At 64.7% G+C, this 13224-nt stretch carries 15 protein-coding genes; 7 read left to right on the forward strand and 8 right to left on the reverse strand.

Going from position 1 to position 13224, the window contains the following annotated elements; genetic code table 11:
* Window positions 1-41: 41 nt before the first annotated feature.
* The 8 genes from GPL20_RS17870 to GPL20_RS17905 all read right to left on the reverse strand — a co-directional run bounded on the left by GPL20_RS17870 (window position 42) and on the right by GPL20_RS17905 (window position 6484).
* The gene (locus GPL20_RS17870; RefSeq protein ID WP_254125727.1) at window positions 42-821 is read right to left on the reverse strand and encodes a helix-turn-helix transcriptional regulator; all 780 of its coding nucleotides are present in this window, start codon (window positions 819-821) and stop codon (window positions 42-44) included.
* A 260-nt stretch (window positions 822-1081) separates the two neighbouring features.
* On the reverse strand, window positions 1082-1795 hold the full coding sequence (locus GPL20_RS17875; protein WP_157330819.1) for an ABC transporter ATP-binding protein: 714 nt from the start codon (window positions 1793-1795) through the stop codon (window positions 1082-1084).
* Window positions 1788-2555: an ABC transporter ATP-binding protein gene (locus GPL20_RS17880; RefSeq protein ID WP_254125725.1), complete on the reverse strand. Its 768-nt coding sequence runs from the start codon at window positions 2553-2555 to the stop codon at window positions 1788-1790. Before GPL20_RS17880 ends, GPL20_RS17875 begins: the two co-directional genes overlap by 8 nt.
* On the reverse strand, window positions 2548-3492 hold the full coding sequence (locus GPL20_RS17885; RefSeq protein WP_157330820.1) for a branched-chain amino acid ABC transporter permease: 945 nt from the start codon (window positions 3490-3492) through the stop codon (window positions 2548-2550). The genes GPL20_RS17880 and GPL20_RS17885 overlap by 8 nt, the downstream gene beginning before the upstream one ends.
* Window positions 3489-4406 (reverse strand): branched-chain amino acid ABC transporter permease, encoded by a 918-nt coding sequence (locus GPL20_RS17890; RefSeq protein ID WP_157330821.1) that lies wholly within the window; start codon window positions 4404-4406, stop codon window positions 3489-3491. Before GPL20_RS17890 ends, GPL20_RS17885 begins: the two co-directional genes overlap by 4 nt.
* Window positions 4407-4792: 386 nt before the next feature.
* Window positions 4793-5011: a hypothetical protein gene (locus tag GPL20_RS17895; RefSeq protein ID WP_157330822.1), complete on the reverse strand. Its 219-nt coding sequence runs from the start codon at window positions 5009-5011 to the stop codon at window positions 4793-4795.
* Window position 5012: 1 nt separating this feature from the next.
* Window positions 5013-5672 (reverse strand): acyl-homoserine-lactone synthase, encoded by a 660-nt coding sequence (locus GPL20_RS17900; protein ID WP_167533080.1) that lies wholly within the window; start codon window positions 5670-5672, stop codon window positions 5013-5015.
* 83 nt (window positions 5673-5755) lie between these two features.
* Window positions 5756-6484 (reverse strand): helix-turn-helix transcriptional regulator, encoded by a 729-nt coding sequence (locus tag GPL20_RS17905; RefSeq protein WP_157330824.1) that lies wholly within the window; start codon window positions 6482-6484, stop codon window positions 5756-5758.
* A gap of 168 nt (window positions 6485-6652) precedes the next feature.
* On the opposite strand from GPL20_RS17905, the gene GPL20_RS17910 reads away from it, so the two are divergent.
* The 7 genes from GPL20_RS17910 to GPL20_RS17940 all read left to right on the forward strand — a co-directional run bounded on the left by GPL20_RS17910 (window position 6653) and on the right by GPL20_RS17940 (window position 13214).
* Window positions 6653-6829, forward strand: a complete 177-nt coding sequence (locus GPL20_RS17910; RefSeq protein WP_157330825.1) for a hypothetical protein — start codon at window positions 6653-6655, stop codon at window positions 6827-6829.
* A gap of 466 nt (window positions 6830-7295) precedes the next feature.
* Window positions 7296-8234 (forward strand): LysR family transcriptional regulator, encoded by a 939-nt coding sequence (locus tag GPL20_RS17915; RefSeq protein ID WP_157330826.1) that lies wholly within the window; start codon window positions 7296-7298, stop codon window positions 8232-8234.
* Between the two features lie 143 nt (window positions 8235-8377).
* Complete coding sequence (locus GPL20_RS17920; protein WP_157330827.1) at window positions 8378-9256, forward strand: shikimate dehydrogenase; 879 nt, start codon at window positions 8378-8380, stop codon at window positions 9254-9256.
* Window positions 9257-9313: 57 nt separating this feature from the next.
* Window positions 9314-10444 carry an ABC transporter substrate-binding protein gene (locus GPL20_RS17925; protein WP_157330828.1) on the forward strand — a complete coding sequence of 377 codons (1131 nt, stop codon included), beginning with the start codon at window positions 9314-9316 and terminating at the stop codon, window positions 10442-10444.
* A 159-nt stretch (window positions 10445-10603) separates the two neighbouring features.
* Window positions 10604-11479: a branched-chain amino acid ABC transporter permease gene (locus GPL20_RS17930; protein WP_157330829.1), complete on the forward strand. Its 876-nt coding sequence runs from the start codon at window positions 10604-10606 to the stop codon at window positions 11477-11479.
* Window positions 11476-12474 carry a branched-chain amino acid ABC transporter permease gene (locus GPL20_RS17935; RefSeq protein ID WP_157330830.1) on the forward strand — a complete coding sequence of 333 codons (999 nt, stop codon included), beginning with the start codon at window positions 11476-11478 and terminating at the stop codon, window positions 12472-12474. The genes GPL20_RS17930 and GPL20_RS17935 overlap by 4 nt, the downstream gene beginning before the upstream one ends.
* Complete coding sequence (locus GPL20_RS17940) at window positions 12471-13214, forward strand: ABC transporter ATP-binding protein (protein ID WP_157330831.1); 744 nt, start codon at window positions 12471-12473, stop codon at window positions 13212-13214. The genes GPL20_RS17935 and GPL20_RS17940 overlap by 4 nt, the downstream gene beginning before the upstream one ends.
* Window positions 13215-13224 lie beyond the last annotated feature (10 nt).

Here is a 13224-nt window from a genome sequence, read left to right on the forward strand (position 1 = left end):
GCGCGCAAATCACCTTTGATTCCACGTTGAGGCTTTCGAGTTTACTGGCAGCGGCTCGGCGAATGGCCGAAGCGTCTGCGGAAAGCCGTGGCGAAATTTGCCGGGTGGGCATAGCCGACCCGATAGGCCGCCTCGGTGACCGACAAGCGCTGATGAATCAGAAGGGCACGTGCGGCATCAAGCCGCTGGCCCCTCAAATAGTCGATCGCGCTTTCGCCATACGCCATCTGGAATTTCTGGTTGAAGGACCGGCGGCTCAGCCCGGCATTGCGCGCCAGCTCGTCGATGCTCCAGGGATAGGCGAGGTCGGCGTCGATCCGCTCCTTGACCGATTGCAGGCGCATCCTCTGGAGATCGGAAGTCGGATCGACCGAAATCCGGCCATGTTCGCCGAACAAGGCGTGCACGACGATCTCGGCGGCATGGGCCGACAGCAACAGCTGCGCGGCGCTTCCGGCGACCGGCGGCGAGAACATTTCTGCTGCGACAGCCTGGATGCGCGGCGACGCCTTCAGGGAGACGACGGTCGCGCCCGACTCGTTGCTCTCGAACAGCGCCCGAAATGCGTCCCCGAGTCCAAGTTCATCGATCGAGGCCTCTGGGAGCGCGAGGCCTATCGCGGAATGCCCATGACGTCGAACAGAGCGCCCCACAGCGGTGGCTTCGCGCACGGCAATTGCCGTCATCTGCGTTTCGCCGCCGGCTGCGCGCGTCAGAACGCCGCGGCCCGCACCGTCGTCGAACGCAACCGAGATGAACAGGCCCGGCAACGCCATTACAGGCCCGTCGGCATCGGCCTGAAACTCGCCTCTGACGAACACGCAGCCCGGGAAATCCAGCCATTGGGCCGCTGTCGAAGCCTCTCGCTGTGCGGAACCGATGATGTCGTCTTGAGGCCGTCCAACAATCTGATCGTAAAAGTCCCGCATCGCATCCGCTTACGCGCGCGACCTTGACCGCTGGCCACTGCGCGCTCAAGACCTCGGCGCGCAGTTTGGAGGATTTCGAATCTGGATTTGCTCGAAGAGTCGGGCGTGGCGAAATCGGCACGAACGATGCTGCGAACGGGCCCAAGCCCGCTTCAGATTCCCAGATATTTATGCTGGAGATCCGGCTCGGCCATCAGCTCGTCGGAGGTGCCGCTCCACACCGTCTTGCCGCGCTCGATGATGTAGTGGCGATCGCAGATACGAGCGAGGTGATCGACGTTCTTGTCGACGACCAGGATCGACTGTCCCCGGCTCTTGAGCAGCGACAGGCAGTTCCAGATCTCTTCGCGGATCAGCGGCGCGAGGCCCTCGGTCGCTTCATCCAAAATGAGCAGCTTCGGGTTGGTCATCAGCGCGCGGCCGATCGCGAGCATCTGCTGCTCGCCGCCGGAGAGCTGGTTGCCCATGTTGGCGGCGCGCTCGGCGAGGCGCGGAAACAGCACGTAGATCGCGGCCAGCGTCCAGGGATTGGGACTGCCGAAGCGATCGGCGGCGGCCGCGACCAGGTTCTCGCGCACGGTGAGGTTCGGGAAGATCTGGCGTCCCTCAGGCACGAGACCAACGCCGAGTTTCGCGATCCGGTACGAGGGAAGCTGCCGCACCTCGGCGCCCGCAAAACGGATCGCGCCTGCACGCGCCGGCGTCAGGCCCATGATGGAGCGGATGGTGGTGGTCTTGCCCATGCCGTTGCGGCCCATCAGCGAGACCATCTCGCCCGGCTTGATCGCCAGCGACAGGCCGAACAGCACCTGGGACAGGCCGTAGCAGGTCTCGATGCCGTCGACGTCCAGCAGCGTGTCAGCCATGATGCGTCACCACATGCTGATCGCCGAGATAGGCGCGCTTGACGTCCTCGTTCTGGCGGATCGCGGCGGGGTCGCCGGAGGCGATGACGCGACCATAGACCAGCACCGAGATGCGGTCGGCGAGTGCGAACACCGCCGGCATGTCGTGCTCGACCAGCACGATGGAAACTTCCTTCCGCAGCTCCTGGAGCAGCTTCACCATGCGCTGGGACTCGGTGACGCCGAGACCGGCCATCGGCTCGTCCAGCAACAGCAGCTTCGGCTTGCTCGCGAGCGCGACCGCCAGCTCGATCTGGCGGCGCTCGCCATGGCTGAGCCTGGACACCACGACGTCGGCGCGATCGGCAAGGCCGACGCGGTCGAGCGCGGCATGCGCGGCATCGCGCAGGCCCTTCTCCTTGCGCGCATTGGCGAAGAAGCGGAACGACGTGCCGGCATGCGCCTGCGCCGCCAGCGCGACATTGTCGGCGGCCGTGAAGTCGAGCAGCAGCGAGGTGATCTGGAACGAGCGGGCAAGGCCAAGCGCACAGCGGCGATAGGCCGGCAGATAAGTGATGTCGCGCCCGGCCAGCGAGACGCTGCCGGAATGCGGCTCGAGATGCCCGGTGAGCTGGCTGATCAGCGTGGTCTTGCCGGCGCCGTTCGGGCCGATGATGGCATGCAGCTCGCCGGCCGCGACGTCGAGCGAGACGTTGTCGGTTGCGATGATGCCGCCGAAGCGGCGCACCAGCTTTTCGACGCGGAGCAAGGGTTCAGCCACGGCCAGACCTTCCCAGTGACCCCATGATGCCGCCGCGGCCGAACAGCACGATCAGCAGCAACAGCGGGCCCATGATCAGCGCCCAGTATTCGGTGATCTGCGACAGGAACTCCTCCAGCAGCAGGAACACCACCGCGCCGATCACCGGGCCGAACAGCGTGCCCATGCCGCCCAGGATCACCATCACCATGAGGTCGCCGGAACGGGTCCAGTACATCACGGCCGGGCTGACGAAATCGGTGTTGTTGGCGAGCAGCGCGCCGGCGAGGCCGCACATCGTGCCCGAGATGACGAAGCAGACGAGCTGATAGCGCTTTGCCGGAAAGCCGATCGCCTGCATGCGCTGCTCGTTGGAGCGCAGGCCCTGCACGACGAGGCCGAAGCGCGAATTGACGATGCGCCAGATCAGGAAGACGACGCCGAGCAGGCAGGCGAGGCAGAAATAGTAGAACTGCACGCGGTCGCCGAGATTGACCAGCCCGGAGAAGTCGCTGCGCTTGTAGACGGTGAGGCCGTCATCGCCGCCGTAGCGCGCGAGCCCCGAGGCGACGTAATAGGCCATCTGCGCGAAGGCCAGTGTGATCATGATGAAATAGACGCCGCGGGTGCGGAGCGAGAGCGCGCCGATCACCAGCGCGTAAATCGCGGACGCCGCCAGTGCCACCGGAAACTGGATGAAGCCGCTTCCGACGCCTTCCTGCGCCAGGATGCCGACGGCGTAGCCGCCGATGCCGAGATAGGCGGCGTGGCCGAAGCTCGTCATGCCGCCATAGCCCATGATGAGGTTGAGGCTCGCGGCGGCCAGCGCCAGGATGACGATGCGGGTGAACAGCGTCAGGATGAAGATGTTGCCGGTCAGATGCGAATACAGCGGCAGCAGCACGAGGCCCGCCAGCATCAGGGCCGTGACGACCTTGCTCACAGTGAAAGTCTTCATCGACGGCTGGCCGGAAACAGCCCCTCCGGCCGCACCACCAGCACGATCGCCATCAAGAGATAGATCAACATGGACGACAGCGCGGGCGCGGCGGTGGAGGCGGCGGCGCCGCTCAGGACCTGCCGCAGCAGATTGGGCAGGAAGGCGCGGCCGAGCGTGTCGATCATGCCGACGAAGATCGCGGCCAGGAACGCGCCGCGGATCGAGCCGATGCCGCCGATCACGATGATGACGAAGGCGAGGATCAGGATGTTCTCGCCCATGCCGATCTGCACGGTGAGGATCGGCGCCTGCATCAGGCCGGCAAGGCCGGCGAGCGCGGCCCCCAGACCGAACACCAGCGTGTAGAGCAGCTTGATGTTGATGCCGAGCGCGCCGATCATCTCGCGGTTGGAGGCGCCGGCCCGGATCAGCATGCCGATGCGCGTGCGCATCACGCCGAGATAGAGCAGCAGCGCGACCAGCAGCGCCACCACGATGATGGCGAGGCGATAGGCGGGATAATAGATGCCGGGCAGGATCGGCACCGGCACGGTGAGCCAGGCCGGCAGCGGCAGCGCCAGTCCCGCCGGGCCCCAGATCAGCCGCACCGCTTCGTTGAAGAACAGGATCAGGCCGAAGGTCGCGAGCACGTGGTCGAGATGGTCTCGCCCATAGAGATGCCGCAGCGCCGTCATCTCGAGCACGATGCCGAGCACGAGCGTCGCGCCGAGCGCCATCAGCGCACCGAGCAGGAAGCTCCCGGTCCAGGCCACGAAGGTCGCGGCGAAATAGGCGCCCATCATGTAGAGCGAGCCGTGCGCGAGGTTGACGAGATCCATGATCCCGAACACCAGCGTCAGGCCGGCGGCGAGCAGGAACAGGAGCAGGCCGAACTGCAATCCGTTCAGGAACTGTTCGACGACAAGCAGCATCAGAACTCTTTCAGGCGCACGCGGTGTCGCGCCGATGTTCGAACACGGTCGCCATCAGTGAAAGAGCTCCCCCTGCCTGTTCAAGGCCGAAAAATGGGTAATGGCAGTATCGTTCCGAGGCAAGAGCGATTTGACGCCAAAGATGCACTTTGTTGCATCCCGACGGATGCGGCCAAGAGTTGCGATGCAAGAAGGTTGCCGCGCAAGATGGGGCAACCTGACGCACCCAAACGACCGCCCTCCCCCCGGAAGGCCGAGGGGAGGGCGCGAATGTCGTCGGAGTGAGCGAGGATTCGCCTAGAGCATGATCCGGAAAAGTGTGCAGCGGTTTTCCGAAAAGATCATGCTCAAACAATAACCTAAAGCGCGATGACGATCATCGCGCTTTAGTGCGACGTCATCTGCTGGGGAAGGCCGTCCGGTTCGACGAACTCGCTGTTGGCCGTCGAGGCTTCCAGCGCCGCCATCCGGAACAGATAGGCAAGCGTCGCCAGCCCGGAGTCTTCCGCCATCTGCGCCAGCTCGAGCGCCATGTCGGACATGTAGCCGAGATTCTCGTCCTTGGTTTGCGCCATGATCTGGCTGTCCCGCATCATGTTCGACATCTCAGGCGCTCTTTCGTTGCGCGGCAGCGTGGCCGCAGAGGTTGGCACGGGCGACGGCGTCCAGATGCGGGCCGTCCTCACGCACGACCGAAGCCATGCCGATACGATCATGCAGGGCATCGAGCGTCTCGCGACGAATGTCGATGGTGGCCGCCATGGTCCAGGCGTTCTCCACCAGGGCCGGCAGGCCAAGCGGAGTGACGACGAAGCCGGCCTCATGGAAGCGCGGCAACCACCAGGTTTCCATGATCGCGCTGACCTGTGCGATTCCCTGGCCGAGGCAGAACTCCTGCACCGCCGCCATCAGTTGCATGTTGAGCGCGCCGTCACGGCGATCACGCACGACGAAATAGCGCGACCATTCCCAGACCAGCGGATCGGCGGGGCAACCGCGCACCGACGCCAGATGCGGGAAGACCTCGCTCATCATCGAGGGCTTGGTGGTCGGATAGAGCCGGTGACCGCCAATGACGCGGCGCCCCTCCAGCGCGAGCAGATAGACCGTGTCCTCGTCGTCATAGGAATCGATCTCGCGGCCATCCGGCTTGCGAAGCGTCTCCCAGCCTCGCTCCTCGACGAAAATGTCGTGGCGCAGCCGGAAATGCTGCTCGAGCACGTCTTCGTAAAGGTGGCGATTTACCGCGGAAATTGTGTGAATCATGAAAACCCCCATCCGTCCTCAATGGGGGCAAGCCTCTGCGAAAAGAGGCAGGTTCGATATTGGGAAATTTCCCAGTATGTCGCTTAGGGACTGATGATCTTGTTGCGAATCGCGAGCGCGACCGCGTGCGTACGGTTGACGGCGCCGAGTTTGCGCGCGGCGGTTGCAAGATGTTCTTCCGCGGTGCGCTGCGTGATGTGCAGGATCTCGCCGATTTCCCAGGCCGACTTGCCCTGCGAAGCCCAGGCGATCACCTCGCGCTCGCGCGGGGTGAGACGGGCCGAACGAGACGGCGCCGGATCGAGCAGACGGCGAATATGGTCGAAGCCATACATCGCCATCAGATGCAGTGCCGGCTTGCTGCGGGCGTTGAGGTCGAGATGGACGCCGCCGAGAGAGACCGCGGCCTCGTAGCCGGTGAGCCCGTGGATCGGAACGATGAAGCCGCGCGACATGCGAAAGTCGGTGGCGCGATTCATCACCTCGGCTGCGTTCGGCTCGAGTTCGGCATCATAGGGCGCTTCCGACCACTCGAACGGATTCACCGATTGCCGGCACAGCCGCACCACCGGGTCGAAGCGGTCGTAGTTGTTCTGGGTGTAGAGACTGAACCATCCGGCCGGCCAGCGCTTGGCGAGCACCATCTGCGCAAACCGCTGGTCGGGATTCGGCAGTCCCGTCACGATGATGGTTTCGAAGCCGAAGCGACCGAAGGCTACCTCGAGCGCATCCATCGCCTCTGGTATCTTGCGGTAGGTCCCAAGACCTTCGATGAAGTCGAGCGCCTCCCGGCCATAATCCACGGCGGACATCGATAAGTTTCCTGACCCTCGCCGTGCGGTATAGCATGTATTTGGCGGCTGCCTCAATTTGCTGCTTCCGTACTTTCCCGGTGCCTCGCCTGTTCTGAAGATTTAATCTACTTGTGGAGGATGTGACGCCAAGATACACCTGAAGGCGTCCGAAGCGGGAAAACCACGATGGAAGACGAGGACATCGCCCTCAACAGCGTGCTCGGCCTGGAACTGAACCGCGTGTTTTTCGCCGTCCGCGAAACGGCAAACAAGCAGAAGATCATCGAGTTCGCGCGCGAGGTGCTGCAAAGCGAGCGCGAGGAACTCGCGGACAGCGTTTTGCCCGAGGGCCCGGCAAGCTGAGCACAGTCGCAGCAAACGACGCCGACGAGACAGGTCGCGCGACGATGCAGTCCTTCCAATGCGCTGATTCTCGTCGGAACGATCTGACAGCGAAGTTGCTCCATCATTGTTCTCGGTGGGCGAGCTACGCCCTCCATCTCCCTCTCGATAGCCGCGCAATCGCATATGCGGCGTCTGAGCGCGCGCCTCGTCCTTCGAGACGACCGCTCCGCGGTCTCCTCGGGATGAGGCTAAGCGTCGGTGCCCATTAAGCTGCTGCCGCACACTCCATCCTCATCCTGAGGGCCCGCCAAAGGCGGGCGTCTCGAAGGATGGCCGCAGACGAACGGTCTTCAAATGCGACGCCCCCCTGGAAGCGTAGGGTGACAGCCTCGTCCGTCCACATCGCCACTCACTTGCCGCTGGCTGACCTCGCGTCTCTCGTGAGATGATCGCCGCCACGATCCTCATTTTGGATGCCCAGGACATGATGACGCTGCGCCAGGTCGAAGTGATCCGTGCCGTGATGGTGACGGGCACCATCGGCGGCGCGGCAAAGCTGCTGAACGTGTCGGCGCCGGGGATCAGCCGCCTGGTCAAGTACACCGAACGCTCGCTCGGCATCCGCTTCTTCCAGCGCCAGAACGGACGCTACTTCCCGACGCCGGAAGCCGAGAACATCTTCGAGCAGATCAACGGCGTCTACAAGAAGGTCGACGATCTCTCCGAGATCATCTCCAAGATCGGCCGCGGCGGATTGTCGGAGCTGCGCATCGGCTCGGTGCCGAGCATCTCGCAGGTGATGGTGCCGCGCGCGATCGAGCGGGTCCGGCGCCGCTATCCGGATCTCGGCATCGACATCAACATCCTCAAGATCGAGGAGGCCATCGACTATCTCCTGCTCGGACGCGGCGAGTGCGTGGCGATGAGCTACCGGCTCGAGCATTCCGGCCTCGAGTTCATGCCGCTCGCCTCGGGCGAGCTCTATTGCATCGTGCCGCCCGGCCACGCGCTTGCCGGCCGCAAGCAGGTCTCCGCCGCCGAAATCACCCGCTATCCGCTGATCGGCATCGATCCCAACGACCCCTACGGCCGGATCATGGCCGAGATCTTTGCGCGCAACCGGCTCGACTACAACATCACCATCCGCGCGCGTTTCGGCACCACGGTCTGCGCGCTGGTGAAGGCAGGGCTCGGGATCGCCATCATCGACCAGTTCACGGTGGCCCATGGCGGCTATCCCGGGATCGAGCTGCTCAAGATCACCGAGCCGACGCGGTTCGACACCTACATCGCGGTCAAGCGCGGCGCGCCGCTGTCGCTCCACGTCGAGTATTTCATCGAGGCCCTGCGCGCCGAGATGCGCGCGGTCGAACCGTCCCGCAACACCGGCAAGGCCGTTTCGGCACGGGTGCGGAAGAAATAACATTATGTTAGGTTTGCTGGATAAATGGGTAATTGTGTTAGGCCGGGGAAAGTCTATCGTCGTAGTTGGAAGCCCCTTGGAATTGCGCTGATTTCCCGGCTAATGACCGGGACCGGATGCTCCCAACGAGACGATAGTGCACCATGCCGAAGCGCGGATACGCCGCCAGCAAGAAGCTTCTCACCGGCCTGATCGGCGCGCCGATCGCGCATTCCGCGTCCCCCGCCATGCATGAGCGCGCCGCCGAGGCGCTTGGCCTGCGCGGCCATTACCAGCTCATCGAGGTCGCCGGCGCCGATGCGGCCGGGCTCGCCATGATGCTCGAAGGCGTGCGTCGGCTCGGCTTTGCCGGCGTCAATGTCACCTACCCCTACAAGGAAGCCGTGGTCCCGCTGCTCGACGCGCTGGCGCCCGGCGCCGCCGCGATGGGCGCTGTCAATACCGTCGTCGTCAGGGACGGCCGGCTGACCGGCCACAACACCGATACCACCGGCTTTGCACGCGCGGTGGCGCCGCTGCTGGCGCCGTCCGGCAACGCCGTCGCCGTGATCGGCGCAGGCGGCGTCGGCAAGGCGATCGCGTTTGCGCTGGCGACTCTGGAAGTAACCGACATCCGTATTTTCGACAGCGAGCCGGCGCGCGCCGAGGCGCTGGCCTCCCTGCTTGCCCCGCGCGGCGGCGCCCGCGTTGCTTCGAGCGTCGAGGATGCCCTGCACGGCGCGACCGGCCTCGTCAACGGCACGCCCGTCGGCATGCTGCCGAACCGGGGCATGCCGGTTGCGGCCACGCTGCTGCATGACAGAATGTGGGTTGCGGATGCCGTCTACTCGCCGCTGATCACGCCGCTGCTGGCGGCTGCACAAGCCAAGGGCGCGCGGATCATGACCGGGCGGGAGCTTGCGATCTATCAGGCCGCCGACGCCTTCGAGCTGTTCACCGGCCTTGCCCCATCGACCGAAGTCATGGGAGAGGCTTTCGACGAGGTGATGGCGGCGCGCAGTTCGACCTATCACGCAGCGTAACGGAAGCGGCCGGACACAAGGCCGTGGACAACATCAACGAGAATGGGAGGAGAGACCATGAAATCGACTATTCTGGCAGGCGCCCTGCTTGCCTTCGCGACGGCAACCAGCGTCCACGCACAGGCGATCAAGCTTGCCGACGTCGCCGAGCTGTCGGGCGGCGGCGCCACCGTCGGCACCAACTGGAAGAACGGCATCGACCTCGCGATCGAGGAGATCAACGCCAAGGGCGGCGTGCTCGGCCGCAAGCTCGAGGTCACCCACGCCGATTCGCAGTCGAATCCCGGCGTTGCGCGCGCCCAGGTGCAGAAGGCGCTGGATGCCGAGCCCTATGTGCTGCTCGGCCCCGGCTATTCCGGCTCGGTGAAGGTCACCGCGCCGCTCGCGGCCGAGGCCGGCATCGCGCAGATCATGGGCGGCGAAGCCGCCGAGCTGACGCAGGCCGGAAACAAATTCCTGTTCCGCACCTCGTTCGGCCAGCAGTCCTCGATGCCGAAGGTTGCAAAATACATCCACGACGAGATGAAGGCGAAGTCGGTCGCTGTGGTCTGGGTCAACAATGACTTCGGCCGCGGCGGCCGCGACGTCGTGGTCAAGGAACTCGACCGGCTCGGCTCCAAGGTGGTCGCCGATCTCTCGACCGAAGCGGGCCAGGCCGATTTCGCCGCCGACGTCGGCAAGATCAAGGCCGCCAATCCCGATGCGGTGTTCGTTTATCTCAATGAAGAAGAGAGTGCGCGCATCCTCAAAGAGCTGAAGCGCCAGGGCGTCACCGCACCGCTGATGGGCGAGACCACGCTGATCGGCCAGAAGGTGATCGAGCTCGCCGGTGATGCCGCCAACGGCGCACGCGGCCATGTCGGCCTCACCACGGATGCGCCGGTCGATTTGATCAAGGCGTTCCGCGAGAAGTTCTCGAAGAAGTACAATTACGTGCCCGACCACAACGGCCTGAAGGGCTACCTCGCCGTCTACATGGTGAAGGCCACCACCGAGAAGATGGGTAAGGTCGACCCGAAGAAGTTTGCCGACACGCTGCACGGCCTGACCATCAAGGCCGCGGACGAGCCGGGCATCTTGATGGACGTCACCTTCAGCGACACCGGCGACATCGATCGCCAGAGCTTCCTGGTCGAGGTGGTCGAAGGCAAGCAGGTGGTGAAGCAGGTGCTGCCGAAGGTGAAGTGAGGCACTTCTCCCTCGCCCCGCTCTTCGCGGGGAGAGGGTCGGGGTGAGGGGTGCTTCCGCGTAGACGGTGAGAGATGAGCTCGCGGAGAGAGCCCCTCACCCCTGCCCTCTCCCCGTAAGAACGGGGAGAGGGAGAGGACGAAGCGACGAGAGGGGAAAATGTCCAATCTGTTCGATCTTCTGGTCGCTGGACTCGCCACTGGCGCGATCTATGCGCTGGTCGCGGTCGGCTTCACGCTGCTGTGGCAGACCTCGCAGACCATCAATTTCGCGCAAGGCGAGTTCGTGATGCTGCCGGCGTTCCTGATGCTGGCGGCGATGCATGTGGGCGCGCCGTTCTGGCTCGCCATCATCCTCGGCATCCTGTTGTCGATGATCCTGCTCGGCCTCGCCTTCAAGCTGCTGCTGGTCGACCCGATGATGCGCCACGGCGTGCTGCCCCTGGCGATCGCGACCATGGCGCTCGCGATCGGCATCAAGGAAGCAGTGAAACAGTTCTTCAGCGCCGAGGCCTCGCCCTTCCCGTCGATCGTGCCGACCGGCGACGTCTCCATTCTCGGGCATGCCGTCTCGCTGCAGAGTATCGGCGTCCTTGTCGTCGCCATTCTCGCCGTCTTCGGCCTGACCGCGCTTCTCAACCGCACCTCGCTCGGCCACCAGATGCAGGCGGCGGCCCAAAACCCGACGGTGGCGCGCATCATCGGCGTGCCGGTCGAGCGCATGATCCTGCTGACCTTCCTGATCAACGCGTTCCTGGTGGCGCTCGCCTCGCTGCTGATCACGCCGATCTATCTGGCAAAGTTCTCCTCCGGCGAGGTGCTCGGCCAGGCCGCCTTCATCGCCGCGATCGTCGGCGGCTTCAACCAGGTGCGCGGCGCGATCGCCGGCGGCCTTCTGATCGGCGTGCTCGACAATCTCGCGGCCGCCTACGTCTCGACCCAGTATCGCGCCGCCGTGCCGATGATCTTCCTGATCGCCGTGATCCTGTTCCGGCCGCAGGGCTTGCTCGGCCGCGCCGAGGAGCGCACGGTATGAGCGGCTTCGCCAAACCCCTGAAGATCGCGCTCGGCCTTGCCGTCATCGCTGCTTTGATCGTCGTCCCCATGAACTTCAACCGCTACGGCCTGTTCATCCTGAGCCAGTGGGCGGTGATGAGCATCGCCGCGATGGGGCTGAACCTGACGCTGGGCTACGCCGGCCAGGTCTCGCTGGCGCAGGGCGCCTTCGTCGGCATCGGCGCCTATGCCGCCGCGATCATGACGACGCATGGCTGGCCGCTGCCGGCCGCGATCGTGGTCGCGATCGCCTTGAGCTTCGCGGTCGGCTGGGTGCTCGGCTATCCCGCGCTGCGCGTGCAGCACCACTACCTCGCCTTCGTCACGCTGGCCTTCTCCACCCTCGCCTTCCTGGTGTTCCGCAACGAGAGCTGGCTCACGGGCGGCATCTACGGCATCTCCAACATCCCGCGCCCGCACATCTTCGGGATCGCGACCAACAAGCCGCTGCCGTTCTACTATGTCTGCCTCGGCTCGCTCGCGATCGTGTCGCTCGCGGTGTGGTGGCTGATCCGCTCGCCCTGGGGCCGCGCCTTCATGGCGCTGCGCGAAAATCCGCTGCGCGCGCAGTCGCTCGGCGTCGACACAAGGCGCTACACGCTGATGGCGTTTGCGATCGGCTCGGCGCTGGGCGGTGTCGCCGGCGCGCTCTATGCGCCGCTGACGCAATATATCGATCCCGTGCCCTTCAACCTGTCGCTCTCGCTCGACCTGTTGATGATGGTGATCGTCGGCGGCGCCGGCTTCTATTTCGGTCCCTTCCTCGGCGCGATGATCGCGGTGCTGCTGCCGGAATGGCTGCGCTTCACCGAAGGCTATTACCTGATGCTGTACGCGGTGGCGGTGATGCTGCTGCTGATCTGGTCGCCGACCGGCATTCTCGGAATCCTCGATCGCGCCATGGCCGCGCGGCGCACCAAGGCGGCTTCTGCGCTGCGCGCCGTCGCGAAATCTCGCCTGGAGACGGTGCAATGAGCGCGGTCCTGGAAGTCACCAACATCAAGAAGAATTTCGGCGGCATCAGCGCCGTCGACGGCGTCTCTTTCGACGTGCGCGAGGGCGAGATCCTCGGCCTGATCGGCCCGAACGGCTGCGGCAAGTCCACGCTGTTCAACTGCATCCTCGGCCAGCTCACACCATCGGGCGGCGAGGTCAAGCTCGACGGCAAGCTCGTCACGGGCCTGCGACCCTCCGAGCTCAACAAGCTCGGGGTCAGCCGCACCTTCCAGCTCCTGCAGGTGTTTCCAAAGCTCTCGGTGCGCGAGAACCTGATCCTCGCCGGGCAGGAGCACCAGGGCAACATGGCCTCGCGCCTGGTCGGCCGCTCGGACGCCGGGCTGACGGAAGCCGCCAACCAGATGATCGGCTTCTTCAAGCTCGACCATCTCGCCGACGAGCCGGCCGGCGGGCTGTCCTATGGCCAGCAGAAGCTGCTCGATGCCGCCATGGCCTTCATGGGCGGCCCGCGCCTCGTGCTGCTCGACGAGCCCGCCGGCGGCGTCAATCCGTCGATGCTGTCTGATCTGAAGGAACGGCTGGTCGCGATCAACCGCGAGAAGAACGCCACCTTCGTCGTGATCGAGCACAACATGGAATTCGTGATGTCGCTGTGCTCGCGCGTGATGGTGATGGCGGAGGGCAAGGTGCTGGCGATGGGCCGCCCGGACGAGGTCCGCAAGAACCCCGCCGTGATCGAAGCCTATCTCGGACATTAGGGAGAGCGAG

The organism is Bradyrhizobium cajani, from assembly GCF_009759665.1.
In the GTDB taxonomy this organism is placed as follows: Bacteria; Pseudomonadota; Alphaproteobacteria; order Rhizobiales; family Xanthobacteraceae; genus Bradyrhizobium; species Bradyrhizobium cajani.